This is a genomic window from Ktedonobacter racemifer DSM 44963 (assembly GCF_000178855.1).
In the GTDB taxonomy this organism is placed as follows: Bacteria; Chloroflexota; Ktedonobacteria; order Ktedonobacterales; family Ktedonobacteraceae; genus Ktedonobacter; species Ktedonobacter racemifer.
On sequence record NZ_ADVG01000004.1, the window covers coordinates 490,133 to 514,059 of the forward strand.

Annotated in this window: 23 protein-coding genes and 3 pseudogenes; 15 read left to right on the top strand and 11 right to left on the bottom strand. The window is 52.6% G+C overall.

Annotation, left to right across the window (positions count from 1 at the left end):
* Positions 1 to 62: 62 nt before the first annotated feature.
* From KRAC_RS43770 to KRAC_RS43780, 3 genes are all read left to right on the top strand, one after another.
* Positions 63 to 764: a type 1 glutamine amidotransferase domain-containing protein gene (locus KRAC_RS43770; RefSeq protein WP_007918397.1), complete on the top strand. Its 702-nt coding sequence runs from the start codon at positions 63 to 65 to the stop codon at positions 762 to 764.
* A gap of 1,069 nt (positions 765 to 1,833) precedes the next feature.
* Complete coding sequence (locus KRAC_RS43775) at positions 1,834 to 2,337, top strand: pyridoxamine 5'-phosphate oxidase family protein (protein ID WP_007918399.1); 504 nt, start codon at positions 1,834 to 1,836, stop codon at positions 2,335 to 2,337.
* A 16-nt stretch (positions 2,338 to 2,353) separates the two neighbouring features.
* Complete coding sequence (locus KRAC_RS43780) at positions 2,354 to 3,559, top strand: serine hydrolase domain-containing protein (RefSeq protein ID WP_007918400.1); 1,206 nt, start codon at positions 2,354 to 2,356, stop codon at positions 3,557 to 3,559.
* Here KRAC_RS43780 and KRAC_RS67670 read toward each other — a convergent pair.
* Positions 3,519 to 3,812: pseudogene (locus tag KRAC_RS67670) on the bottom strand (transposase); the annotation flags it as partial. The gene KRAC_RS43780 and the pseudogene KRAC_RS67670 sit on opposite strands and share 41 nt — an antisense overlap.
* Before the next feature lie 636 nt (positions 3,813 to 4,448).
* A complete protein-coding gene (locus tag KRAC_RS78770; RefSeq protein WP_007918402.1) occupies positions 4,449 to 4,775 on the bottom strand; it encodes a recombinase family protein in 327 nt (108 codons plus the stop codon).
* Between the two features lie 166 nt (positions 4,776 to 4,941).
* Between KRAC_RS78770 and KRAC_RS43790 the strand changes: the two genes are divergently transcribed.
* Entirely contained in the window at positions 4,942 to 5,514 is a 573-nt protein-coding gene (locus KRAC_RS43790; protein ID WP_007918404.1) for a DinB family protein, read from the top strand.
* Positions 5,515 to 5,687: 173 nt separating this feature from the next.
* Here the strand turns inward: KRAC_RS43790 and KRAC_RS80220 are convergent.
* Positions 5,688 to 5,900, bottom strand: a pseudogene (locus tag KRAC_RS80220) (sigma factor); the annotation flags it as partial.
* Between the two features lie 849 nt (positions 5,901 to 6,749).
* On the opposite strand from KRAC_RS80220, the gene KRAC_RS43800 reads away from it, so the two are divergent.
* The 3 genes from KRAC_RS43800 to KRAC_RS43810 all read left to right on the top strand — a co-directional run bounded on the left by KRAC_RS43800 (position 6,750) and on the right by KRAC_RS43810 (position 10,838).
* Positions 6,750 to 7,244 carry a nuclear transport factor 2 family protein gene (locus KRAC_RS43800; RefSeq protein ID WP_007918406.1) on the top strand — a complete coding sequence of 165 codons (495 nt, stop codon included), beginning with the start codon at positions 6,750 to 6,752 and terminating at the stop codon, positions 7,242 to 7,244.
* Between the two features lie 837 nt (positions 7,245 to 8,081).
* Positions 8,082 to 9,851: an alpha/beta hydrolase gene (locus tag KRAC_RS69725; RefSeq protein ID WP_007918408.1), complete on the top strand. Its 1,770-nt coding sequence runs from the start codon at positions 8,082 to 8,084 to the stop codon at positions 9,849 to 9,851.
* 39 nt (positions 9,852 to 9,890) lie between these two features.
* On the top strand, positions 9,891 to 10,838 hold the full coding sequence (locus tag KRAC_RS43810) for a DUF6220 domain-containing protein (RefSeq protein WP_007918409.1): 948 nt from the start codon (positions 9,891 to 9,893) through the stop codon (positions 10,836 to 10,838).
* A 67-nt stretch (positions 10,839 to 10,905) separates the two neighbouring features.
* Here KRAC_RS43810 and KRAC_RS43815 read toward each other — a convergent pair whose 3' ends face one another.
* Both KRAC_RS43815 and KRAC_RS43820 read right to left on the bottom strand, forming a co-directional pair.
* A complete protein-coding gene (locus KRAC_RS43815; RefSeq protein ID WP_040447124.1) occupies positions 10,906 to 11,127 on the bottom strand; it encodes a hypothetical protein in 222 nt (73 codons plus the stop codon).
* A gap of 338 nt (positions 11,128 to 11,465) precedes the next feature.
* The gene (locus KRAC_RS43820) at positions 11,466 to 12,005 is read right to left on the bottom strand and encodes a hypothetical protein (RefSeq protein ID WP_211221428.1); all 540 of its coding nucleotides are present in this window, start codon (positions 12,003 to 12,005) and stop codon (positions 11,466 to 11,468) included.
* Positions 12,006 to 12,790: 785 nt separating this feature from the next.
* Between KRAC_RS43820 and KRAC_RS43825 the strand changes: the two genes are divergently transcribed.
* Positions 12,791 to 12,973 carry a hypothetical protein gene (locus tag KRAC_RS43825; RefSeq protein ID WP_007918412.1) on the top strand — a complete coding sequence of 61 codons (183 nt, stop codon included), beginning with the start codon at positions 12,791 to 12,793 and terminating at the stop codon, positions 12,971 to 12,973.
* Here the strand turns inward: KRAC_RS43825 and KRAC_RS72715 are convergent.
* Positions 12,932 to 13,183, bottom strand: coding sequence for a hypothetical protein (locus tag KRAC_RS72715; protein WP_157507871.1), 252 nt, complete (start codon positions 13,181 to 13,183; stop codon positions 12,932 to 12,934). The two genes, KRAC_RS43825 and KRAC_RS72715, sit on opposite strands and share 42 nt — an antisense overlap.
* Positions 13,184 to 13,459: 276 nt before the next feature.
* Between KRAC_RS72715 and KRAC_RS43830 the strand changes: the two genes are divergently transcribed.
* The 3 genes and pseudogenes from KRAC_RS43830 to KRAC_RS43840 all read left to right on the top strand — a co-directional run bounded on the left by KRAC_RS43830 (position 13,460) and on the right by KRAC_RS43840 (position 16,449).
* Complete coding sequence (locus KRAC_RS43830) at positions 13,460 to 14,449, top strand: acetamidase/formamidase family protein (RefSeq protein WP_007918414.1); 990 nt, start codon at positions 13,460 to 13,462, stop codon at positions 14,447 to 14,449.
* A 195-nt stretch (positions 14,450 to 14,644) separates the two neighbouring features.
* Positions 14,645 to 15,404 (top strand): annotated as a pseudogene (locus KRAC_RS43835) (IS6 family transposase).
* 292 nt (positions 15,405 to 15,696) lie between these two features.
* The gene (locus KRAC_RS43840; RefSeq protein WP_007918416.1) at positions 15,697 to 16,449 is read left to right on the top strand and encodes a polysaccharide deacetylase family protein; all 753 of its coding nucleotides are present in this window, start codon (positions 15,697 to 15,699) and stop codon (positions 16,447 to 16,449) included.
* Here KRAC_RS43840 and KRAC_RS43845 read toward each other — a convergent pair.
* Both KRAC_RS43845 and KRAC_RS43850 read right to left on the bottom strand, forming a co-directional pair.
* Positions 16,446 to 16,622, bottom strand: coding sequence for a hypothetical protein (locus tag KRAC_RS43845; RefSeq protein WP_157507876.1), 177 nt, complete (start codon positions 16,620 to 16,622; stop codon positions 16,446 to 16,448). The genes KRAC_RS43840 and KRAC_RS43845 overlap by 4 nt on opposite strands.
* Positions 16,623 to 16,826: 204 nt before the next feature.
* Positions 16,827 to 18,059 (bottom strand): RNA-guided endonuclease InsQ/TnpB family protein, encoded by a 1,233-nt coding sequence (locus tag KRAC_RS43850; protein ID WP_007918427.1) that lies wholly within the window; start codon positions 18,057 to 18,059, stop codon positions 16,827 to 16,829.
* Positions 18,060 to 18,118: 59 nt separating this feature from the next.
* On the opposite strand from KRAC_RS43850, the gene KRAC_RS43855 reads away from it, so the two are divergent.
* The gene (locus tag KRAC_RS43855; protein ID WP_007918428.1) at positions 18,119 to 18,298 is read left to right on the top strand and encodes a hypothetical protein; all 180 of its coding nucleotides are present in this window, start codon (positions 18,119 to 18,121) and stop codon (positions 18,296 to 18,298) included.
* On the opposite strand, the gene KRAC_RS77180 is transcribed toward KRAC_RS43855, so the two are convergent.
* Together KRAC_RS77180 and KRAC_RS77185 are read right to left on the bottom strand one after the other, a co-directional pair.
* Entirely contained in the window at positions 18,295 to 18,837 is a 543-nt protein-coding gene (locus tag KRAC_RS77180) for a hypothetical protein (RefSeq protein WP_244422510.1), read from the bottom strand. The genes KRAC_RS43855 and KRAC_RS77180 overlap by 4 nt on opposite strands.
* Positions 18,803 to 19,312 (bottom strand): IS630 family transposase, encoded by a 510-nt coding sequence (locus KRAC_RS77185; RefSeq protein WP_040447128.1) that lies wholly within the window; start codon positions 19,310 to 19,312, stop codon positions 18,803 to 18,805. Before KRAC_RS77185 ends, KRAC_RS77180 begins: the two co-directional genes overlap by 35 nt.
* Positions 19,313 to 19,716: 404 nt before the next feature.
* On the opposite strand from KRAC_RS77185, the gene KRAC_RS63755 reads away from it, so the two are divergent.
* Positions 19,717 to 21,522, top strand: coding sequence for a serine/threonine-protein kinase (locus tag KRAC_RS63755; RefSeq protein ID WP_007918432.1), 1,806 nt, complete (start codon positions 19,717 to 19,719; stop codon positions 21,520 to 21,522).
* A 274-nt stretch (positions 21,523 to 21,796) separates the two neighbouring features.
* Here the strand turns inward: KRAC_RS63755 and KRAC_RS67695 are convergent, their stop codons facing one another.
* Positions 21,797 to 21,940, bottom strand: a complete 144-nt coding sequence (locus KRAC_RS67695) for a hypothetical protein (protein ID WP_244422511.1) — start codon at positions 21,938 to 21,940, stop codon at positions 21,797 to 21,799.
* Between the two features lie 503 nt (positions 21,941 to 22,443).
* On the opposite strand from KRAC_RS67695, the gene KRAC_RS43875 reads away from it, so the two are divergent.
* Positions 22,444 to 22,935, top strand: coding sequence for an SRPBCC domain-containing protein (locus KRAC_RS43875; RefSeq protein ID WP_007918435.1), 492 nt, complete (start codon positions 22,444 to 22,446; stop codon positions 22,933 to 22,935).
* A gap of 691 nt (positions 22,936 to 23,626) precedes the next feature.
* The gene (locus KRAC_RS80225) at positions 23,627 to 23,908 is read left to right on the top strand and encodes a tyrosine-type recombinase/integrase (protein WP_075164552.1); all 282 of its coding nucleotides are present in this window, start codon (positions 23,627 to 23,629) and stop codon (positions 23,906 to 23,908) included.
* The last annotated feature ends 19 nt before the right edge of the window (positions 23,909 to 23,927 follow it).

Genomic DNA, 23,927 nt, shown 5'->3' on the forward strand with positions numbered 1-23,927 from the left:
CTATTGCGATAATGTACACAACACAGAAGATTGATAGCGTTTTCTAGTTAAGGGGGATTGCAATGAAGGTTTTGATGGTCCTTACCTCCCATGATCAGCTCGGCGACACTGGCAAGAAAACCGGCTTCTGGCTGGAAGAGTTTGCCGCACCCTATTATGTCCTGAAAGATGCTGGCGTCACAATAACACTCGCTTCACCAAAAGGCGAGCAGCCACCACTCGATCCGAAAAGCGACCTGCCCGAAAACCAGACGGAAACGACGAAACGCTTCCGCGCCGATTCTGCGGCGGCAACAGAACTTGCCCATACCAGGAAGCTCGCTGATATATCGGCGAACGATTTCGATGCCGTTTTCTATCCCGGCGGTCATGGTCCGATGTGGGATATGCCAGACAACCCGCACTCCATCGCGCTAATTGAGGCCCTAGTGAAAGCCAATAAGCCGGTTTCAGCCGTCTGTCACGCACCTGTCGCATTCATAAATGTACATGATGCTAATGGTCAGCCCCTAGTCAGAGGCAAGCACGTGACAGGATTTACCAATGAGGAAGAAGAAGCTGTGGGCCTGACCACAGTAGTACCATTTCTGCTAGAGGATAAGCTCAAGGAGAGAGGCGGCATCTATAGCAAAGCCAGACCTTTTGCGCCTTATGTGCAGATTGATGGCAAACTGGTAACGGGTCAGAATCCAGCATCTTCGGGTCCCGCTGCGGAAGCGTTATTGCAGTTACTTCGCTCTGGTCAATCCGAAGCGACGGCGTAAAACTGGGGCATCTCCTCATCCATCCCATGCGCATTAAGTTAAGAGCCAATCGAGGCCATCAAGAGGTGGCTGAGCCAGAGAAGGTTTAGTTGCCCAACGATTGACTTGTCAGCTTGATCGCATCATATGGCACAATCGGTGAATGAGCGGGTTGTAGATTGATGCATAATCATGTTACAATTTCTCTTGTGTTACAACCTTTCAGTTACTCAAGTAAAAACCGTTGTAACCCCTTTCAGTTACAACTAAATCGTAACACACCATTGCATGTATGTTGATTGGGTCTTTCATTTTAGGATTCATTGACATACATCTTTTTTACCTTTAAATTTGCCTCTATAACTAACTACATTAAACACCTGACAGAAGCAGGTATTGTTATAGTTTCCTCAAGGGAAACGCATCTAACAGAAGATGATAAAGTAGCGATCAAAAGACAGGGCAAGATAGTTGGGTAGAGCACCTGGTAAATGCCCTGAAGAGTGAGCACTTTTTGCCCTCAAGGGTTAGCACTTGCCCTGAAGAGTGAGCAACTCAACCATTGACTAAGAGAGAATCCCCTCCCGAGGCGGTTTACTCATCTTGAGAGTTGTAAATTCAGAGAGTGGGGTAAGATCAATCCCAAAACCACAGGTCTGGGCCAGGTTGGCAACGAACGGGGACGAGGATTGTACCTGCAAACGGTGCTCGCTGTACGAGCTGAGTACTACAGCGCCACTTATAACACAAAAAGTGAAGTAAGGCGGCTTGGGAGGCTGAATGGCGATTCACATCACTAAATAGGTGAATGCCCTCCAGGAGCCGTCTCAGATACTAACTGGCACTGTAGTATGAGAGCCTGTTTGGTAATACGAGGGAGAGTGCTTTGTGTGGCAAAATGAGCAAGCGAGAAGAAGTTTTTTCGGGTCCATATGGTATGCTTTCTCGAGAGACCCTGTTCAACGTGCTTTGTGACCCGATGACAAAGCCACACATCCCTGATGCTGAGAGTAAACGAGCAGTGAGATGAAACGGGAAAAAAGCGATCTGCCTTTCCTCATCACTCAACAATTGAAAGGAGTCCTTTCTCATGAACGAACCCGTGACGAACATCGACCCACGTTTCAGCGATCCGGATGCGGTTGCCACACCATGGGATGAGACGCGTCGCGTGCTCGAAACCGCTGAATTGTTTTGGATCTCAACGATTCGGGCTGATGACCGCCCCCACATGACTCCACTGGTTGCAGTGTGGCTCGATGGGGCGCTCTACTTCACCACCGGTGCCGCCGAACAGAAGGCCCTCAACCTTCGTGAAAACCCACACGTGATTCTGATGACCGGGTGCAATCACTGGGACGCCGGGCTCGATGTCGTCGTCGAGGGCAAGGCCATCTCAGTCGTTGACCGTGCTATGCTCAAACGTTTAGCTGCGGCGTGGGCAACCAAATGGGATGGGCGCTGGCAATACGAGGGACGCGACGGTGACCTTTTCCACACAAATGGAGGCATGGCCCTGGTGTTCGAGGTCAAGCCCACCAAGATCCTCGCGTTCGCCAAGGGCACCTTCAGTCACACACGGTATCAGTTTTGAATGGAGGAAACAGGCAATGAGTCTCTCTGGATTGTCCCAGGCGCGGCTGGGTCGCATGCATGATGTCATGACCGGGTATGTCGAGCGCGGAGAAGCTCCTGGTCTTGTCACCCTAGTTAGCAGGCGGGGCGAGGTCCACGTTGACCTCATCGGGACACAGGCGTTCGGGGAGAGCTTTCCCATGCAGCGTAACACCATCTTCCGTATCTCCTCTATGACCAAGCCCATCATCGCTGCTGCGACCATGATCTTGGTGGAAGAATGCAAGGTGCGCCTGGACGAGCCAGTGGATATGCTGCTTCCTGAACTGGCCAAGCGGCAGGTGCTGAAGCGGCTCGATGGGCCGCTTGACGAAACTATCCCTGCGAAGCGACCAATTACCGTGCGTGACCTGCTCACGTTCCGCATGGGCTTTGGGCAAATGATGGCACCGCCAGATGCCTCTCCCATCCTGAAAGCCGCGCATGACCAACAGATTGGCATGGGGCCGCCGAGTCCATCGCAGATGCCTTCCCCCGATGAATGGATACGTCGCCTGGGGCAGTTTCCGCTCATGCACCAACCGGGTGAACAGTGGATGTACAACACCGGGTCCGATGTGCTTGGCGTCCTCATTGCGCGCGCCTCGGGTCAGCCGCTTGAGACGTTCTTGCGCGAGCGCATCTTCGAGCCACTTCACATGCAGGATACCGGTTTCAGCGTGCCGGAGGTATCGCTCGATCGACTCACCACCAGCTACTGGCGTGATGCTGGAAGTGGGAAGCTGACCGTGTATGACAAGGCTCTGGGTGGTCAATGGAGCCATCCTCCTGCCTTCCCGTCGGGAGCGGGGGGACTGGTTTCGACCATTGATGACTATCTGGCCTTTGGTCAGATGATGCTTTCCCAGGGCAAACACAACGGCGTGCGCATCCTGTCAAGACCGTCCGTTGAGACGATGACGACTGACCAGTTGACGCCTGAGCAGAAAGCGGTGTCCGGTTTGTTCCCTGGCTTTTTTGACAGCATGGGCTGGGGGTTTGGCGTCTCCGTGATCACCAGGCGTGATGATATCGCGGCGGTCCCCGGTCGATATGGCTGGGATGGTGGGATGGGCACCTCCTGGTATTGCGACCCCAGAGAGGACATGACCATCATTCTGATGACTCCCTGCTTCCTGACTTCCCCCAATCCACCGAACGTCACGTTCTGGACGTTAGCCTACCAGGCAATCGACGACTAAGGGGATGGCTGGGCACGGGTCTGCACCTGCGCCCCACACGAGCGAGGAGGAGCCGAATCATCGCCACCAGGATCAGCGTTTCACTGGTTTGGACTTTTCGCTCGTAATCTTTGCTTAGCCTCCTATTGCAGGATATCCACGAGAGTGTTCGCTCCACGACCCAACGCCTGGGCAAGAGACTGAAGCCACGCGAGCCTGTCTGGCGCTCCACCACTTCAAGATCCCAGCTACCCTCGGCTTGGCACCAGGTGTAAATTTCCTCTGAAAACCTGGCACGAGAGACAAAAATCTCTCCCTCAGATCTGAACCTTCCGTATCAATTGTTCAGATGATGTAAGAGTGCTTAGGCAGGGGTTGTCTTGGCTTAAGGCTGCAAGATGACCGTATTACCTAGGCGTTCCAATGGGCAAACGAGCCGTTGTTGAATCTTCTGTTTATTTGCGATGGGAAAGGAGTCAGTTCCTCTCTTACAGCTCACCTCCATTGTGGGGACACGACTTCCAGAGATGTTCCTCCTGAAAACTGATTCGACGCTTGCTCTGAAAGATCACCAACAGGGCGTCTTTCCACATGAGATTTTCCTCTACGTGCTTCCCTGATGGGAGCAACAATGAGTGGTTCTTCCAGACACCCGAAGACAGCTTCGTCTTCAAGCTTGACTGCCTTATTATTTCCATCGTTTTTAGTATTGGGATCTTTCCTCCGTAGTGTACCAACTTCGTCCATCGAATTCTTTTTCATGCTGAATGGTGCACCTACGGTGCATGACGCTTCGTCTGGAACTCCTGGATAGCAAGAGCTTTTTGTCGTCTCATCCTCAGTTCCATGCCGGGTGGTGCGGCTGCGACGCATGGTTTCTTTGGAATTCTGTGAGCGGGGAATTTAACAATTAGGTGAGCGGTTCAGCCTCTTTGACGTATCGATACAGAGTGGCACGGGAGATCCCAAGGGTCGTACAAATCACTGGAATGGAATGGCTCTGATCGGTAAACATCTGCCAGGCGAGTGCCACTTTCCCATTGGTCTTGAGCTTTCTTGGTCGCCCACCTTTCCGTCCCTTGGCTTTCGCCGCAGCTAATCCTGCATTCGTGCGCTCGCGAATGAGATCACGCTCGAACTCGGCCAGCGCACCCATCAGATGGAAGATGAGCTTGCCGCTTTTGATCTCCTCACAAAGAAGAGGTATGCAGTTCCTTGAACACTGGCGCATGGCCATGCGGAACCATATTCCCCAGTGCCAGAGACCACCGCTCCGTGGAGATGAGACTGAACGGCAAGGTGCAAGGCACCAGCAACCGTCTGGAGCAGGAACGAGATAGACATCACTGTGTCTGAGCGGAAGACGAAGTATTTCATGGTATGAGAAGCAAGGAGCACATGTTATGGCTGAACGCGAACACCCGATGGAGATAACGTTGCGCACTGCTCTGTGGCAGCAGTTCGGTGCAGCCATCGATATGCTTGAAAATGCCCTGCTGGCCTGCCCCACCTCGCTGTGGGAAGAGCGGCTCTGGAACGGCCACTCACCCTGGATGCCACCTGAGTCCGCTCAGTTCTGGTACGTCACCTATCATACGCTCTTCGGGCTCGACTTCAATCTCTCCGGGAAGTCGGAGGAGGAATTTGCTCCCCCTGCTCCCTTTATCTGGACTGAGCTCGATCCCCCCGTCTCGCCTCAACGGCCCTATACGAAGGAGGAGCTGCACGCCTATCTGAAGGCGACACGCCGCAAGTACCACGCCTCCCTTTCCGCACTGACGGACGAGCAGGCATACCAGGCCGTCGAGTACCACTGGGCGGAGGGGCAGGCCGTCAGCTTCTTGGAGGGACTGCTCTACATCATGCGCCACGTCCAGGAACATGCGGCCCAACTGAGCCTCTTTCTCGGACAGCACGGCATCCAGCACGAGGCGCTCGACTGGGTCCCGCAAGCGAAGGATGAACCTGGCAGCTAAGTTCGCGGAGGCGAGTGGGCTACCCGTCGGGCCGACGCATTCCCAAACACGCAGAGCGCTCGTCGAGAGACCAAGAGCTTCGGCCTCGGCATCCGGTCGAAGCTCAGTCTCGTGTTGAGCCGATCAGTCATCGTCACTGCCAGGATCTGTAAACCCTCTGTGGCGAGGTCTCCACGCAGCATGTTCAGGCTGATGCGCGCCCCCACTGTCGTTAGCCATCCGCCCAGGTTCGAGACCTCGCTCATGTCGGAGCGGCTGAGACGAAGCCAGGCTTCCTGGATCGCGTCATCTGCCTCCGAGAGGGAGCCGAGCAAGCGGTAGGCCACCGCTCGCAGGTGGGGATGGCTTTCCTCGAAGGCTTGCGCCAGCCAGTCGTGATTCTCCATAGGTTCTCTTCCTCCACGAGGTGTTGTCAAGGAAGTGACACGCCAAACATACCTGATGTGACATTGTCTGGGACGATCGAGCCGAGTCTTTCGGATCGCAGCATGACACCAGTGTCGGTGTACCTCGAAGTAATTCCTGGCCAAATTGATCACCCATATAATGGCCGCCTAGACACTTCAGTTAGGTGTAGCCTTGATCGCTGTTGTTGTGCTCCCATTGTTCAGAGACATATATCCTGGCCACGAGTTTTTTGTACTCCTTTGTCGCCCGATCCTCGGAAACCTTCGCGCGGAGATTGCGAACAGGAGGTCAGTAGATATGTCATTTGGGCCTGCATTCTGTCGCTCTCTGCACGAGAGCAGAGGCGATCGTCGGCCTGTGCGGCTGCATCTGGCGATGGTGACCTCTCTGCTGGCCATTTTGGCCTGACCAGCCCATGAATTCCGCCCCCCTGTTTTGTCATAGATTTGTCATAAATGCCTCATCTTATCTTCCGCTTCACAGACCACAAGAGTTTTCGCTTGCGCTACTCTAGACTTCCAGAAGCAAGCAAGATGACAGAACGATGACAAAAAAAGGAGAGCTATTCATCCTCCTGTCACTTCCAGGCACTATACTGTAAATCACAGGATTAAATGGGCCGAAAGTTGATAATTACGGGGGTGATCTGCCCGTTTGTCAGAGGGGAGATGGCCCACGGAATTGTACAGATTTCTCCCATGCGCATTCCGCGATTTACAGTGTAGGGCTTCTTGTCCTTCAAGATGTGATAGAGAATGACTAGGATTTTGTGCGCGTGACACCGAGGTGTCATGGCGCTTGAAACACACAGACGAGGGAGGAAACCGATGAGCGACCTTCAGGCCATTGCTGATCGCTTCGAGATCGAGGCGCTGCGCGGCGAGTTCACCGACGCGGGGATGATGCGCGACTACGACCGCTTCGCGTCGCTGTTCACAGAGGACGGCGTGGTGCGGATCCCCGACATCAACGCCGAGCTCGTCAGCCGGGAGGAGATCCGCGCCGGGGTCGAGCGGCTGCAGGGTCTCTGGGACTACTTCGTGCAAACCACGCACCCGGGCACGATCCAGCTTGAGGGCGACACCGCGGTCGGCCGTGCATACGTCTCAGAGCTTGGGCACCGGCGCGACGGCAGCTCGCAGTTGAACTACTCCGTGTACCACGACCGCTACCAGCGCACCCCGGACGGCTGGAAGTTCGCAGAGCGCGTCTACGAGGTCAGATACCTCGACACCACTCCGCTGGCAGGCTCGGCGCCCCACGCAGCGGGGGCGCCCGCGAAGGAGCCGACCGAGAACAAGTCTTCGACGAAAGGAAGGTAAATCACAGGATGAAATGGCTCTGCCTCACTTTGCGTGATTCTGAACTGGTTGTGGCAAACAGCCAAAAGGGAAAGCCTGTTGCGAAGTCTCACCATGACCGTGGCTTCTTTACGTATGCAAGAGCTTTCACACAAAGTGATACTGCTGGCGAAACCCCATGAAAGGCTTTTCCATGGGGGTACAGAAAACCAACCGAAACCGACGCAAGAGAAACCGTGCTGCGCTTTTCTTTGTCTGCGCGACCACGCTCAGAGGTGCGCAACAGCCCCGCTTGTTCAAGCTGGAGGAGTGGCCATCTGGTCGATCACATCGGAAAGGTCTTCTCTGCTTGTCGGTATTTCCCTGCCTTCCAGGGTTCGCCAGCAGTATCCAAAGTGCGGGAGAGCCATTAAATGGGCCGAAAGTTGATAATTACGGGGGTGATCTGCCCGTTTGTCAGAGGGGAGATGGCCCACGGAATTGTACAGATTTCTCCCATGCGCATTCCGTGATTTACACAGCAGAGCGCTGCTCGCGCTACCATAGACATTGGAACAGGTCCTGACGAAGCTCGAAACAGGGCAGCTCGAAGTGAAACTTGCCCGCAACGGGTCAAGAAGATGGCCCGGTTTGCATGGATACAATAACGGCGAAGCATCTTCTGTGTCTGGTTTCACCCTGTCCTTTATGTTTGCTACTTCACTGATCGGGGGAATTTTTCTCCTGAGCACTATGCACCAGCTCACCGCCGCCTGGCTCTGTTTTGCGTTGGCGGGATTAAGCGCATACGAGTAATAGCAAAGAGCTGATGATTTATAAACACATCTGGCGTCAATATTATAGAGCAGGTGATATAAAATGATTGCTCATTGGACACGTCCGACCACGACACGAAGCGTAGGAAGCATCGTATTGCTCCTGGCTTTTCTCCTCACGCTCACCAGCTTTACCGTACAGACAACGTTGAATTATCCAACTCTTCTTCTGATGCAAGCCCCTCTGGCAAAACCGGCTGGTCTGCAAGAAGTCCTCCCTGCATTATTGGCTTTTCTCGAGCTCGCTGCATGCTCCATGCTTCTCATCACTGTTTCACGTTCACTGGCAGCATTTCTGGAGGAAAATGGGTGCAGGCGTGTGAGCATCACCGGACGTCTCGCAGGGATATCCTGGGCCACAGGCAGTGGGCTCGGGTTACTGCTTCTGCTGCTCTGGAGCACTACGGCCTCATCTGTTGCCTTCGTCCTTGCCCTCGTCCTCTTTCTGTTGACCGAGATCGGTGCGCCACTGCTCCTGCTGTCCTGGACGGTGATCCTGGCCAGGCAATTGCGAGCGTATCAAGCGATCGGGAATCTCGGAGCAATCGGTCTCTTGTTGACTTGCCTGCGTTCGCTGGTTTGGGAACTCAATGCGTTCATACCGATAACATCAGGCTTCTACGTCGCCGCAGGAATACTGAACATTCTGGCAGTGGTGGGAAGTTCCTTCTGGCTACTCTGGCTCTGGCTGCTCGGATTCTGGTGCTTTCGCCAGAACAAAAACGTGCATAGTGTGACACAAGCGCCACAAGTCACCAGGAAAGATCTACAGATCAACGAAACTCACATCAAGCGCCGCAACTTCTTACGATTATTCGCCAGTGTGGGCGTAGGAACTGCCGGGAGCGCTTTTGTGCTGGCACGCACCAGCTTGACGATTGGCAACACACCCGAGAGCGAGAGTGACGATGTTCCTGCAGAGCCGAGCCTGATCGCGTCTTACTACTATGTATTGTCAGTAATCTTTGTACGACTCTTTCCAGGAAACTCGGCCCCATTCAGAACAACAGTTGACCCTAAGCGGCTCTCCTTCCCGTTTGCCGTCTCTTTTGAACGCGTCAATGCAGACGGAGTCCCGGCGCAGTTTGTCTATGCCAGAGGAGCCACGAAAAACCGTGTTATCCTCTACCTGCCTGGGGGCCGTTTCATGGATGCTGCGCGTGAAATGCATTTCTTCCTCACTGCACAACTCTCTCAACAGACTGGAGCATACGTCCTCATGCCACAATACCGCCTGGCACCTGAACATCCTTTCCCCGCTGGCCTGGAGGATTGTGTGACGGCATACAAGTGGTTGCGCAAGCAGGGCTTCGCCGCCTCACAGATCATGATCGCAGGAGAATCGGCTGGTGGAAATCTGACGCTCGCCACAGCCCTGGCACTACGTGAGAGCGGCGAGGCGTTACCGGCTGCGCTGGTGGCTATCTCGCCAGCATGTGATCTAGCCACCATCGAGCCTGATCCTATATTGGGGAACAAGGTCTCACTAGCATATGCATCCTATACCAACCATGGTGCGGTAGATCCCCATAATCCGCTGGTCTCGCCGCTCTATGCGGACGCACATGGCTTGCCTCCAACCTTCCTGCTGGCAGGAACTGAGGAGTTCGCGACGAGAGATACGGTGCTGATGGCAGATCGGTTGCGCAGGGCTGGGGTCGAGGTCAAACTGGAGATCTGGCCAGGGATGTGGCATGCCTGGCCCCTTTTTGCGACCGATAACGCCACCTTATCTCAAAACAATGCGTTACCCGAGGCACAATTATCCATCAGACATATCACAAAGTTTATGCGCCAACATCAGAGAACATGAATTGTCATATTTTCACCTTTTAGGCAAAGGAGAATTATTATGCAAGTATCGCACAAAAAAACGTCTGTGACGTACCCCCGAGTGCGCCTTCTCTACCTGACATTGGCCGGGCTGATCTTACTGGGTATCTTGATACAAGGCTATCTCATTGGAACTTCGACATTCGCGGGCACAGCCTGGGGACGAGCAACACACGGTACACTGGGACTGCTGCTGTTGCTGCTAACGCTGCTGTTGCCACTAGCAGCATTGCTGGCGCGATTGCCTGGCAAAATGACCATCTGGAGTGCGGTGCTTTTCGTGCTAACCTTGCTCCAGGTGACGCTGGCAGGTTTCGCCAGAAGCGTTCCATTCCTGGCCGCCTTGCATCCGTCTAATGCTATGCTGCTGTTTGGTCTGAACGTGATCCTGATCATTCAAGGCTGGCAAATGAGGGGGAAGCAGAGTCCTGAAATGGAACAAGCACAGACAGCAAAAGCGCTTCCTGATGACGGGGGAGCACGTCATCAGGTGCCGCTGGAGATCAATCTGGCGACCGGAGACTTCCTCCTGTACACGCTTATCAGTGTGGGTGTCCTTACGCTCTTTCTCCTCAATCGCAATGATGTCGTCAACGCTGTCAAAGCGCTGAACCCTGGTTTTTCGCAGAGTGAGATCGACGGGTTAGTGTTCTCGATCCAGGTGATCGTCGTAGGGGCACACCTCTTCTTTGGCACCTGCACTGCCTGCCTTGCCTTCCTGATCCGCACAGGGAAGAACTGGGTACGTATAGTAAGCAGCGTTGTAGCTGGCCTTGTGGTTCTGGAAATATGCTACGAATGGCTCTCGCCGACGGATGTCCCGGCAGTCCTGGCTCCCAATCAACGGATCTACGCTGTTTTTGTCCAGATTCTCATGATCCTGATGATTCTGTCCAGCGCCACGTTGCAATGGGTCCCTCAGGCGTCACGCGACTTCTTCTCAGCGGAGAAACGACAGGTTTCCTGATCTGCCGTAATTCGCCAAAGCGAAGGAGAACGCGTTGACGGAGTAAAGGAAATCGGCTATGTCGCAATTACGTTTGTTGTGTGCTTGCTCCAGCAGAATCACTGACGGCATCGCGTTTCGGTTTGCGGGTTCCTGGACGGGTGTTTGTCCGTCGTGTACGAACTAGTTTGGCCTCTCCAGCACCGGTCGGAGCGGGAGGCGAGCGACGGATATCGGTGAGTAGGGTGCGAGCGGGATCAGAGAATCCACACTGATCGAGCCAGCGGAGATAGGCATCATCATCAAGCATAGCGGCTTCCCAGAAAAGACGGGGTAGTTCCCACGTGGTAAATGCCCCGAAATGTGGGCACATTTTGCCCTCAAACCTGCACTTTTGCCCCCAATCTTGAGCAGCACAATCATTGGTCAGTTGAGAAACCGCCTCTGGAGCCGTTGACGGTGGATCGTTTTTGGTAATTCCAGGCGCTATGGCAGGGTTTCAGGCCATAAGACGTTTCTGCACATCTAGAATGGGATGGAAGATCATGCATCTGCTCAAGGAGGCCAACCAATCCCACGTGCAAAGGATGCTGAAGTCCGAGACTTTAGGAGTTTAGATGGCAAGAGAATGGTGAACCATGCAGACAACTACTGGCGGTAGAGTTGCTGTATTTGCGCAGGTGCAGCCCTTTCTCCAGTATTGGCAGAGAAGACGCAATCGCACCGATGGCAGTAACAGAATTGCTCCCATTGGCGCACAAGATCTTGCCAGCGTTCCATCTCCTGCTTTTGTAACTCACGGCGGTGCTTGTTGGATTGACGGAAAAACACACGATGAGCCAAGACCCCAAGGAGCACAGGCAGGCCGATGGAGAGACCACATGCACTAAAGATGACAAGGAGTATACGACCAACGCTGGAATTGTCGGGAAGGAGATGGGAGAAAAAATCAGAACCGAAAGTTAAGGAACCGAGATAAAGGGCAATGGCAAGGAAAGGGCAGAGCCAAAAAATGATTTTCTCACCAACAGGAAGAGGAACCGTTTTGCGCCGAGGTGGACGGAGCAGAGCGCCAAGTCTCGTCTGGCGAGTGACTGGAACGGTGATAGCCTGAGGGATAGAGCTGTATGTAGCATTTCCTGCGGAGTCATAGGTGACAGAAACAGAGGTGGTGACTTGGGTTTCCATTGTAGTGAAGGAGCTATTGCGATGAATAGCTGGGACTTTCTGAACTTGGTCATCTCGTTTACAGACAGGGCAGTTGCTAGGGGGGAGAATCATTCTTTTTTCCTTTCATCAGAGGAGGGCGTATCCATCGTTTTCTCTCTTCATCATGACAACGCAACATTACCACTCAGTATAAAAGTAGATTTGTCTCTCTGTCTATGAAAAACGCCACACTTGTCAAAGTCTCGAGCCTCAGCATCCTTTGCACATGAGATTGGCTTCCTTCCCTTGAGCAGAAGCCTGACCTTCCATTCTGGAAAATACGGTTTCTATTTTGGCTCTGGTGCAATTTCTCGCCGTACTTTACACATCCCATTCTTGATGTGCAAATGCGTCTTGCAGCCAGAAACCCTGTATGGATGTGAGCAATAATAACCTAAATGTTCGGACATTCCTCCGTATCTGGTTTATATCCGAACATTCGGCTTGAAACTGGCCGGTTCTGGAAAGTGTCCGAGCATTCAACATCAGCCTTGCGCCGAATAATGAGCGCTGAATTTACAAAAACGGTGTGCGACAACCTGCATTTGGAGCGGATTCTTAGCCTGTCACCAGTCGTCTTGCTCAAGATTGAGGGCAAATGTGCAGGTTTGAGGGCAAAATCCGTTCACATTTCAGGTCAATTACCTCCATATACAAACCAACCGCGTTTGCCTGCGGCAAAAGGCACCCTGGTCACAGCGCCTGCGGGTCAATAGAGCGCCTGGGGGACAATAGAAAGAAGAGGAGCGAAAGGAAGGAGCACCATGTCAACTGTAGAGCGTGCACAAGCCATCCTCGGCGATCCCTCGCTGGTCGCACTCAAAGAATGGGAGGGCCTCAATGGCGAGATGGGGGTCTACCACTCGCACGACCATGGCTATTTCTCTCTCCTGATCCTTATCCAGTCACTCAACGAGCACTACAGCCAGTTCTATCTCGACTCCTAGCGCGACCAGGCCCTCCATGATGCCGAACTCATTGCTGCCTTCTCCGGCGCGCAGGAGCGCTTCCCCTGAACACAATGATGCTTCCTGCTTCGCGTACCTCCGCAAGATGCTCGCCGCTAGCTCTCTCACGACGCACACCACTTCCATCTCCAGCAACGACACATAGGCAGGCACACCTAAGCGATCACAGGGCGCTTGAATTTTTTTCAAGTGTAGCGGATTCTTGGGAACATGGCTCACTTTTCTGGTAGCGAGTGGCTCTCTATCAGTCTAGCGTTTACATCCCTGACTCTGGGTCAAACTTCCTGTACGTGTGAGCGTGCTACACATAGTGATGTTTCGCGTGACGTATCATGGGGCGGAGAAAGGTAGAAGTGTTAGGTCCTATCGAGGCAAGCTCTCGACTGGATCGGTACTATGCAGGTGTTGATGTGATGTGTCCGTGTAGTCCCTCCCTGTTACAAGGGAAGTGTTGAGAGGCTAAAAATGGCAGTGCATTCTCTCAAGGCTGAGCCGAAGAATCTTCATGGCTTTTTTTCTCGTGACCTTTCCGCTGTTCTGACTGTTGACACGGGCGATACCGTCCGCTACGAAACGCTGGATGCTGGCTGGGGGGCGCTTCAACAGGCGAAGACTTTGGGCATTCCCCAGGACTTCGCGCTCCGGGATCGCCAAAGAGATTTTGGCCACGCCCTCACTGGTCCTCTCGCCGTGCGTGGCGCTGAGCCGGGTATGACCTTGGAAGTGCGGGTCAACCGTATCCGCACGGGCACTTGGGGCTGGTCGGCCGGGCCTGGATTGCCCAGCCAGATGGATGAAAGGCTGGGCTTCGCAAAGGCCCCAAGTGGTCCACCGGCGGTGATCACGGTACCAACTGGAGATCAAGCGACGATGTGGTCCCTGAACCCAAACCAAGGCCTGGCTCATAACCGGCTGGGTCAGACGCTTCGCATGCGCCCGTTCATGGGTGTCATGGGAATGCCCGCCAATGAACCGGGCGTGCAAACCACCTTTCCGCCACGATTCTGTGGAGGGAACCTGGACTGCAAAGAACTCGTGGAACAAAGCCGGTTGTACCTGCCGATTGCTGTGGAAGGAGGACTGTTTTCTCTTGGTGACGGGCATGCCGTTCAAGGGGATGGAGAGGTGGCGGGACCGGCATTGGCCTGTCCAATGGAGCTGGTCGAGCTTGAGTTCCATCTCCATACGCGTATGCAATTGTCTCTGCCTCGCGCGTTCACCCCGGCAGGTTGGCTCACCTTTGGGTTTCACGAGGATTTGAATGAGGCCTGGGCCATAGCAACCCGAGAAATGGTGCAGTTAATGGGTGAGTTCTATCAGCTGCAACCGAAAGAAGCACTCGCTCTGGCCAGTCTGGTGATGGATTTGCGGATCACCCAGGTGGTCAATGGGGTTCGTGGCGTGCATGCGCTTCTTGCGCATGATGCAATTGATGCTAGTAAGAACGGAGTGTGACATGAAAGCCGCTTCCATTGAACACCCCGGTCCGCCCGAGTCCATTCGCTATGGGGAGTTGCCGGCACCTGTGGTTGGAGAGCAGCAACCGGCAGGCCTGCATTGGACTCACTCACGCGACTCACCCATGTCAGGGTATTGTCAACTTGGAGAGACTCCTTCATAGAAAGCTAAACAGTGTGATACAATGGCGCCATGCAAAAGAATGTTTCCGCGTCTCCCTACAAAGGCTTCCGCTTCCCGCCGGAAATTATCGGTTATGCTGTCTGGTTTTACTTTCGCTTCCCCTCAGTTTTCGTGACGTGGAAGAATTGATGGCCGAGCGTGGCATCGTGCTTACTAATGAAACCATTCGCCAGTAGCGCCTCACATTTGGCCAAACGTATGCCAATGAGGTGAAACGTCGACGCACAAGACCGGGAGACAAGTGGCATCTGATGAAGTATTTTTGACCATCAATGGAAAGCGAAGCTACCTGTGGAGAGCCGTCGACCAGCACGGCACTGTTCTCGATATCCTAGTACAAAGTCGATGTGACAAACAGGCAGCGAAGAAGTTCTTTCGCAAGTTGCTCAAGGGGCTTGAATACGCGCCGCGAGTGATCATCACCGACAAGCTCGCTAGCTATGGGGCTGCTAAGAAAGAGATTCTACCAAGCGTTGAGCACCGCAAACACAAAGGGTTGAACAACCGAGCGGAAAACTCCCATCAACCGACGCGGCAACGAGAACGAACCATGCGTCGGTTCACATCTCCTGGACATGCGCAGCGGTTCCTCTCAGCCTTTGGACCGATCTCTGATCATTTCCGTCCCCAACGACATCGTCTCTGCGCTTCAGACTATCGTGCTCTCATGAAGGAGCGATTTGGGACCTGGAACGATATCACTGCTGGAAAACAGAGTTGCATGATGAGGCCTCTTTCCCCCAGTTCTCACCTGCTCTTATTCTCCTAACAAGCGTTCCCTCAGAATTATGCTCTCCCTCATACAATAACTTGACAATACCCTCAGGTGCTCGCCATGCTCAATTCCCTCGTTCTTTCCTTGATAGACTTCCATCACATTTCCAATGTGGCTCGCCAGATCCGCCGCTTCTCCTCTTATCCTGAGGAGGCTTTGGCATGGGTGTTGTAACTTTTGCGAAGCCCGGTTTAATATTGGGATGTACAATACATCCTACTAAAAAAGGACTATACCAAAGGACTATACTATAAGAAGAAGGCCAAGAAAACGTCTGGAGTTGAGGATGCGAAAGTTGCTCTATTGCATTTTAATATGCAATCTGCTCTTTATGCTTAGTGCGCTAAGCATACTCACAAATACTTCAAGAGTGGTTCATGCCGCCACGTTTCAGGCTGCCATTTCATCTACAACCCTGGGGAGAGGCGACAGCGGCAAGGTATCTTCGTGGACAAATGCTCATTACTTCACACGTCATGGACCCCCTGTTTCTATTGAATTAACCTTTGATGATGGACCAAATCCAATATATACTCCTCTTATACTTCATATACTGGCACGATACCACATCCACGCCACCTTCTTCACCATCGGAAGGCAAGTACAATCCTATCCATCACTCGTACGACAGGAGCATCAGCAAGAAGATGTCGTTGGCAACCATTCTTGGAGTCACCCTGATCTGACGAGGCTCACTCTTCAGGCCATCCACACACAACTACAAGCAACGTCTGTCGCGATTCAACGGGCAACGGGTGCCTCACCTCTATTTTTCCGGCCTCCCTATGGCTCAACCAATGCACAGGTACGCCGCGTGGCAAGCCAGCTTGGCTTACAGCAGATATTGTGGACTATCGACACAAGAGACTGGCAACGACCAGGCGTAAACCAGATTGTACATACAGTACTTACGCAGGCAACCAACGGCTGCATTATCTTAATGCATGACGGTGGTGGAAATCGTTCTCAAACAGTGCAGGCCCTACCTCTTATCATCACAGGCTTATTACAACGTGGCTTTACATTTACCATTGTTTAGTTAGCACTACCAGTGAATGCGGCAAGCGCGCGCTTCGTACTCGCCAACGCCTCTTCTATCGTCCCAGGCAGACAGGTCATAGGGGTTGCAGTACTCGCGCCAACGACCTTCCACAACCGCTCCGTCGAGGGAGAAGGATGTTCTTGCTTCCAGGCCTGGACATGTTCGACCACCTGAGCCGCCCACATCGCGTCAGACCGCCGAGCGGTCCCCTCACATTGATTCGTCCACTGAATTTAAAGGCATAATTGGTATATATTTACCACATTAACTAGAGAGGTTTATGGTCAGTACCCTACGGCTAAAGCCGAGGGCTTGGAGTTGTGTCTGAACTCCACCGCAATTCAGCATACCTTTTCAGGCGTGCGGCTTTGGCTTCATCGTCCGACACAGAAGGCGCGTACTGACAAGAGGCCCGTTCCTCTCCAGTCTTGCCGGATAAGAAGCGTTCGCATCGCAATGTTTCTTGCACCAACCAGATCGGCATGGAGCGTGTACTGACAATTCTGACAGAAGAAGAGCAATCCTTTGTTGGGCCTATTCTCTTTGCAGGTGTGCCCACATTTGGGGCACGCTTGCGAGGTAGAGTTGGCATCGACCTTGATTGCCATACTTCGATGCAAGAGCGCTTTATAGGCAATCATGCTATGCAACTCAGCGAAGGACCATTTGGAGAAGGTACGATTGGCTTTTCGCTGTTTTGCATTTTTGCCTTTACGTCGTTTGATACGTTCTCGAATGTCTGTCAGATGCTCCAGTCCAATCAAGCTTTGAGGGTGCTGTAGGACAATCCGCTTACTCACGACATGATTGGTATTCTGCTTCAACCGTCTCTCTCGTCCACTGATGGCAACGAGCCTTCTTGTCGCTGAACGAGTGCCTTTCTTTTGCAGACGTTTTCTCAGTCGTGCGGAGTGGTTTGCCTTGGGGACAATCTGTTTGCCTGAATGGAAGGTGCAATCCCCTTGCATCGTCGCCGTGACGGCAAGGTATCGCATCCCCACATCCACTCCGGCGACCTGCTTGTGCGTTTCAGGTGTAGGATCAGCCGTCTCAATTGCAAGAGAGACAAGGAGGTAAAATTGTTTCTTGGGCTTGTCATACCAGAGTTTCGATGCACCAATCTCCGCTCCACGCTGGATCAATGCCACATGCTTATTGTAGCCAGTATAGGGCACGATAACACGTCCCTCAAGGGTCAGGATGCTCACCTGCTGCTCTTTCTTGAAGGTGTAGTCTTTCTTGTACTGATAGGTCAACGTGGGGGAGATGAACTTGGGAGCCTTATCAAGCCCTTTGTAGCGTTTCTTGGTCTTCCCTTCCTTACGATGAACAGCATTGTTCTTGACCTTTGTCCAGAGGGCTTTATACGAGGCACCAACTTGGCGAGGAACAGAACAGGCCATTTGCGAAGGCAGATGAAAACGGAGGCGGATCTCTTCGTAGGTGGCATCTTGCAAACGAACAGCATTGCTCAATTTGCCATGCTCAAAGGCGTACTGGCTCACATAGTTGAGAGAATCCCGATACGCCAGTTGCGTTGTACGTAATGCCTTGAATTGCTCGGGCGTTGTATTCAATTTGAGTTTCGCTGTTACTACCGTTTGCATACGCTAAATTATACCATAGTTTTCATCTGACTGTCAACAATACATGAGCAGATGAAAGCATGTTTACGGCGTATTCCACCCAAGCCACCGACAAAGGAACGCCGCATTCCTCCCCATGCCTGAAAGGGCAGGGGCATCCTGCGGCGTTTTGGGTGAATATTGATGACTTTGATTTCATGAGTAAACAATGGCAATTATCACATACTCAATTTGTTATTGATCTCAGCGTAAACAACTAAACCGGGCAGCCGGCATGAGCAAAACACTGCAAAAGGATTGGCTTGCGATGGCGAAGACGCTCTTTTGCATGACGAAGTTCGTCTTCGACCTGCCAGAGGTCTGTACAGCACATATTCTTGAGCTCACGCCGCTTCAGCCGCGTTCCAGACGCCTTCTTGCGGATTGAGGGCGGCGAGCATAGCCAGGCAGGCAAGGCTTCTAAGTGAAGCGCCTGGCTGCCCCTTGCGCCAAGAAATCCTTGAGCGCTTGACAGCGATGAATCGAGGCTCCATCCCAGATGATGAGCAATTTCCCCGGAATCTTGCGCGAATCTGAGGCGCAAAAAGCGAATCACGTCGGGCCCTTTGTAGGCTTTGCGTTGCATTTGCATGAACAAGCGCCCATCCGTGCTCAGTGCCCCAATCACCGAGAGATGATCGTGGGTCAAGGGAACCGGTAGAATGGGCGTCTGCCCACAAGGAGAGTAGGTCAAGACAGCCATGGGGAGCAAGGCAAAGCCCGCTTCATCCACAAAAAGGATGGTCCTCTTCTCCTCCATGGCTTTTTTTTATCACTGGCCACTGCTCACGTTTCCAAGCTTCAATGCGCTGCTCATCGCGTTGTGTGGCCCTGGTCACTGGCTTCTGACGGCTGTAGTGACAGGCTCGTAACACACGACTACAATGAGCAGGATGATAGCTTACTCCAAACTGCTGCTTGATCATCGCAGCCACTCGCTCTGTGGTCCAAACCGCTCCCGAAAAGCCGAAAGCTTCAGCTCTTTTGGCCAACAACTCGGGCAATTGTGCTCGTTGCTCTTGACTCAACTTGGCAGGACACCCACAACGAGGTTGCCGACGCAGCCCTTGGGTTCCTTCCTGTTTCGCTTTGTTGATCCATTGGCTCACCGCTCCTTTACTCACTCCCAGAGCCTGAGCGATCTCCTTTTGTTGCCAGCCTTGTTCATAGAGGTACCAGGTGCGACGTCTTCGCCATTCGCGCCAATCGTGGACGAGTGGTTCGTGTTTGCTCATGCTACTAGTGCACTCGGCCTTCTCTCCTTCCGTTTAGCTACTTTTGCTGAGATCTATAATAAAGCCAGGTATCCTATTAACGCTAGTATTCAATAAATATTTTTAGCTTACAGTAAATTTAAAGGATTAAATAACATTGAAAAGAATCACCTTATAAAAGCTTGAAATAATGTGATAGATGCAATGTGGCCGAGAAGTGTCCGGTACCTGTCCTTGTGAGAGATTACCATTCTGTGTATAATCCTCATCAACGAGCAAGCGCTCCTTTAGAGTTGTACCAACAGAAGGGAAAAGGAATGAGGAACTCCACGAAGCGCTATGAAATTGGCTCTCTCTTTTCTATCGCGTTATAATCGAATAGTCTTATTCTGCACGCTTACAAAAATGGGGGGTTTTTCTACGCAATGGATCTGGTAGGAAAACAGTTCGGGAATTACAGGCTCCTGCGCTTGCTCGGTCGTGGTGGTTTTGCTGATGTCTATCTTGGTAAACATCTTTATCTGGATAGCGATGCTGCGGACTCGGCGATCAAAATATTGCAGGAGCGCTTGTCTGATAAAGGGTATCGAGATTTTGTCAGTGAGGCGCGCATTCTCATTGAGCTTTCGCATCCACATATTATACGTATGCGCGATTTTGGTGTTGAACAGGCACATCCCTTCCTGGTAATGGAGTATGCTCCACATGGTACTCTTCGTCAGCATCTTCCTCATGATACGCAAATCGACCTGCTCACAGTAATCACCACTATCAAACAAATCGCCAGCGCTCTCCAGTATGCTCATAATCACAAAATTATTCATCGCGATCTGAAACCCAGCAATATCTTGCTTGGCCGTCATCAAGAATTGCTGGTCAGTGACTTTGGTATTGCTCGTATTGTCAGTACCACTCGTCCGACTACCGCGCAAATGGAAAAGCATATTGCCGGAACCGCACTCTATATGGCACCAGAACAGTTTCAGGGCAAGGCGGTCTTTGCCAGCGATCAATATTCGTTAGCCATTATGGCCTATGAGTGGCTTTGTGGCCGCCGCCCCTTCGCGGGATCTTTCGTTGAGCTCTTTAGTCTGCATCAATTAGTGCCCCCCGTACCTCTCCGCTCCTATAATCCTTCTATTCCCCCCGAGGTGGAACACGTAATATTGCAAGCACTTGCGAAAGATCCCACGCAGCGTTTCCCCAGTATCGAAGCCTTCGCAGCCGCTTTTGAAGAAGCCGCTCATCCCCCTCTCCTTGACCCAGTCGCCGATGCTTCATCTTCGTCAGCTCCTCTCTCGCCTTTAATAGTAGCTGCAATCGAGACTCGCATTCCTCCCCCACCTCTTGTAGCAACGCCTGCACTTGAAACTAGCGTTACACTGGACAATACTACGCAGCCTCCAGCAGCGGATTCCGCCGCGCTATCCTCGGTCGAACAATCAGTTCCATCACGCGATGTGCAGACAGACAATCAGTCCGTTGGGGACCACAGCAACTCGCCCGCCGCTCCAACTCTGCCGGAGCGTGACCTGATCACTTCTGGCAAAAAAGCACAACTCGTTTTCTCCCCACGTTCACCAGTGCTCCGCCGCTCGACATTCCTGATGCCACAATGGCGTATCTTTCTCGCCATACTGGCTGTATTCTTGCTTGCCAGCGCACTAGTTGCGACATTTATTTCCTTCAATGTTATGCAAACAAGCGGCACTGCCGATGCCACAACCTCTCAGTCGTCAACGCTAACATCGTCTCCCTCTGCTAGAGAAACATCTGCCTCTTCTTCCACTAGTAAAGAGAGTACCGGGAACGGAACAACTCCGTCTACTCAACCGACCACTCAACCGCCCGCTCAGTCCACTCAACCGGCCACTGTACTGCCGCCAACTCCGACACCAACTCCTCATCCCTGCTTGGGGAGGATCCTTCCATCGAATCCGATCTACCAGGGAAATGGTTATGCTTTTAGCAACGGTGGTACCTTTGTCGCGGCAAGCGCATATTGTGGCGGGCGAGCCTACTATGTTTTTACCAAGGCTCCTCTGGTTGCGAATACTCAGGTCCGCCTTTGTTTAAGTAGTGGTAGTTGTGGTGGCTGGGTCCGGTTCACATCGGTCGGAAGTAAACTGCTCATTGCACGGGGAATGACTAAAGGTACCACATTTCATCTGCAATTCCAGGGGTATGGTGCAACAGGCTCTTACAATGTCTATGGTACACTGTATTACTAATTCAACAAACCACCACATTCCTCCGCGGCATCAATAACCGGGGCTTTCTCGTCACTATCTCTGTAGGAGGAATCGTGAGAGAAGCTGTGAATGGAGGACTGGGTCCCGCCCAGCCCTCCGTCCCCTCTTTCGCGCGTTGACGAGTGCGCTCGTGTGCTGCACGCAGCATAAGTCCCAAGGGCTGCGGCTTGTCGCTTCCGGGAGTGCGCCTGCGCACCTTCCCAATACACCTAGTATCGGGCTGAGTATGCTCCAGATCTCTGTCTCTTTCCATTTAGCTATTTCTGCTAAGATCAATAATGACCCACCTGAGTCCATCTTCCTCCTCATCGTTTCCCGCGCTATACCCCGGATCCTTGAGCCCCAACAAATCAAGCTCCAGATCTAGCTCTCGCACCTCCACCCACTCACGAAACACATGCACCTGCTGCCCTCGCCCCTGCACCTGACCGCGCACTTGATATATTAGCTCGGATGATTGACGAGATAGTCTTCCGTTTTTTCGGATGCCTTTGGAATACCTCTGTAACTAGTAAATGCCCTACCAAGTGAGCAAGTCTGGCCCTCAAACGTGAGAAATTGCCCTCAATCTTGAGCACTGGTACATACGTTGTCTGGAAAACCACTCCGCATCAGGCTTCTTCCATTGATGTCTTGTAAATGAGAGGGAGAGAAAGAGAGGTTCGCGTTAGCTCTCTTCAAGGTGTTGTCTGATCAGGTTAAGTAGGGTGTCCATCTCGAACGGCGACGGCGCGCGAAGACCAGATCAGCACGTGCTCGCACCTCTTTGGGAAGGAAAGAGCAAGATAGGAGAAGTTTCTCTGCTTTCCATATGCTATGTTCCCATAAAGATCATTCACGATCCCCCGTCCATCTGCTGATGGAAGACGATTACCAACGAGACGGTGAAAGGAGATGCCCATGACCGATGCGTTCTCGCGGACCAGCACACGAAACTCCAAATGGATCAAAGCACGGCCTGAAGTGCTCTATCGCGCCTTTACTGATCCCGCAGCCCTGGCTGTCTGGCAAGCACCTGGAGACATGACTGGCAAGGTCCATCGTTTCGACTACCGAGTGGGAGGAGGGTATCAGATGTCACTGTACTACCCTTCAACCGAAACGACCTCCCCAGGCAAGACTGAAGATCGGGAAGATCGATATGCTGCGCGGTTCGTGGAACTGACGCCTCCGAGAAAAATCGTTGAAGCGATCACCTTTGATACGGTCAATCCGGCGTTCAAAGGGGAGATGATCATGGAGGCCACATTTGAGGCCGAAAACGGCGGAACAACCGTCTCTCTCTTCTTCAAGGGGATTCCGTCGGGCGTTCGGCCCAAGGACAACGAAGCTGGCACTCAGTCAAGTCTGGAGAAACTGGCCCGCTATGTCGAGCAGGAAGCTGGCCGATAAAAGCGGGTCCGAAATCGAAAGGAGAGAGTGACCCGCTCACTCTCTCCATCAGAAGTTGACTTTCTCATCTGTCTGGCAACAGGGGTTCGCTCCAGTTCGTCAATCCAAAGATGAGGAATGCGATTTACAGATTTTGGGGAAAGTATACCTGATGGGAAGCGGTTTTTCCACGAAAATTTGTCCCAGTGCTCAAGATTGAGGGCAATGTTCAACGTTTGAGGGCCAGATCTGCTCACTTGGTAGGGCATTTACCACTCCTCTAGCATACCCTATTTTTCGCGCTGTCGCGACCCTTTCCTCTTGCGACGCACCAGGCAATAGACACTAGCATGGCTTCCCAAACATGGCAAGATCGCCTCTGTACGCGAACCTTGAGCTCGGCATGTCAGCACTCCTGGTTCGCGCTGCAATTGCACACATCTGAGGATGCGTTCCCCTTCTTCTGTTGCTATTCCTCCATTACCCTTCTGGATTTGTCACGCACCAATACCTCTTGCAATGTCTATAGGATATATCTGCTGCTATCCCTTGCGACCTATAGAAGCGCCCGATGCAAGTCGTCGCGATCACTCGCGTTTCGATCCTCAGCTGTCTATGGAGGCCGCTGAAATACAATATGCCGAAATAGTAACAAAATGCATTTATATTTCAATCCTCAACTGCCCCCAAGGGCTGCTGCAACTGCTAAGAGATGGACGAATTGCAGTATGTGTACGATTTTCAATTCTCTGCTGCCCTCAAGGGCTGCTGCAACACCCCCGCAGCGCTGGCCGCGATCAACAGAAAGACACCGCCAGGCGCTTGCGATCATGCCCTCCTCTCCGTCCTGCTGCAAACAGGGCAGCGTGTATCGGAGGTCCCGAGCCTCCGATGGCGACACGTCACGATCGAGAGGAAGACGCAGCTGGTGACACTCGAATTCGAGCAGTGTAAAGGGGGAAACAGATGTGGGACGAGCTTCCCCCCTCTGTGAGTCAATCGCTGCTCTCCTG

What these genes read in the sequence shown, in the direction of transcription:
- KRAC_RS43770 (WP_007918397.1), top strand. Translation starts at nt 63, where the DNA reads ATGAAGGTTTTGATGGTCCTTACCTCCCATGATCAGCTCGGCGACACT.
- KRAC_RS43830 (WP_007918414.1), top strand. Translation starts at nt 13,460, where the DNA reads ATGGCAGTGCATTCTCTCAAGGCTGAGCCGAAGAATCTTCATGGCTTT.
- KRAC_RS43800 (WP_007918406.1), top strand. Translation starts at nt 6,750, where the DNA reads ATGAGCGACCTTCAGGCCATTGCTGATCGCTTCGAGATCGAGGCGCTG.
- KRAC_RS43775 (WP_007918399.1), top strand. Translation starts at nt 1,834, where the DNA reads ATGAACGAACCCGTGACGAACATCGACCCACGTTTCAGCGATCCGGAT.
- KRAC_RS77185 (WP_040447128.1), bottom strand. Translation starts at nt 19,312, where the DNA reads ATGAGCAAACACGAACCACTCGTCCACGATTGGCGCGAATGGCGAAGA.
- KRAC_RS43810 (WP_007918409.1), top strand. Translation starts at nt 9,891, where the DNA reads ATGCAAGTATCGCACAAAAAAACGTCTGTGACGTACCCCCGAGTGCGC.
- KRAC_RS80225 (WP_075164552.1), top strand. Translation starts at nt 23,627, where the DNA reads ATGGACGAATTGCAGTATGTGTACGATTTTCAATTCTCTGCTGCCCTC.
- KRAC_RS43825 (WP_007918412.1), top strand. Translation starts at nt 12,791, where the DNA reads ATGTCAACTGTAGAGCGTGCACAAGCCATCCTCGGCGATCCCTCGCTG.
- KRAC_RS43850 (WP_007918427.1), bottom strand. Translation starts at nt 18,059, where the DNA reads ATGCAAACGGTAGTAACAGCGAAACTCAAATTGAATACAACGCCCGAG.
- KRAC_RS43855 (WP_007918428.1), top strand. Translation starts at nt 18,119, where the DNA reads ATGTTTACGGCGTATTCCACCCAAGCCACCGACAAAGGAACGCCGCAT.
- KRAC_RS69725 (WP_007918408.1), top strand. Translation starts at nt 8,082, where the DNA reads ATGATTGCTCATTGGACACGTCCGACCACGACACGAAGCGTAGGAAGC.
- KRAC_RS43840 (WP_007918416.1), top strand. Translation starts at nt 15,697, where the DNA reads ATGCGAAAGTTGCTCTATTGCATTTTAATATGCAATCTGCTCTTTATG.
- KRAC_RS43820 (WP_211221428.1), bottom strand. Translation starts at nt 12,005, where the DNA reads ATGGAAACCCAAGTCACCACCTCTGTTTCTGTCACCTATGACTCCGCA.
- KRAC_RS63755 (WP_007918432.1), top strand. Translation starts at nt 19,717, where the DNA reads ATGGATCTGGTAGGAAAACAGTTCGGGAATTACAGGCTCCTGCGCTTG.
- KRAC_RS43875 (WP_007918435.1), top strand. Translation starts at nt 22,444, where the DNA reads ATGACCGATGCGTTCTCGCGGACCAGCACACGAAACTCCAAATGGATC.
- KRAC_RS43790 (WP_007918404.1), top strand. Translation starts at nt 4,942, where the DNA reads ATGGCTGAACGCGAACACCCGATGGAGATAACGTTGCGCACTGCTCTG.
- KRAC_RS78770 (WP_007918402.1), bottom strand. Translation starts at nt 4,775, where the DNA reads ATGGCCATGCGCCAGTGTTCAAGGAACTGCATACCTCTTCTTTGTGAG.
- KRAC_RS43780 (WP_007918400.1), top strand. Translation starts at nt 2,354, where the DNA reads ATGAGTCTCTCTGGATTGTCCCAGGCGCGGCTGGGTCGCATGCATGAT.
- KRAC_RS43815 (WP_040447124.1), bottom strand. Translation starts at nt 11,127, where the DNA reads ATGCTTGATGATGATGCCTATCTCCGCTGGCTCGATCAGTGTGGATTC.
- KRAC_RS77180 (WP_244422510.1), bottom strand. Translation starts at nt 18,837, where the DNA reads ATGGAGGAGAAGAGGACCATCCTTTTTGTGGATGAAGCGGGCTTTGCC.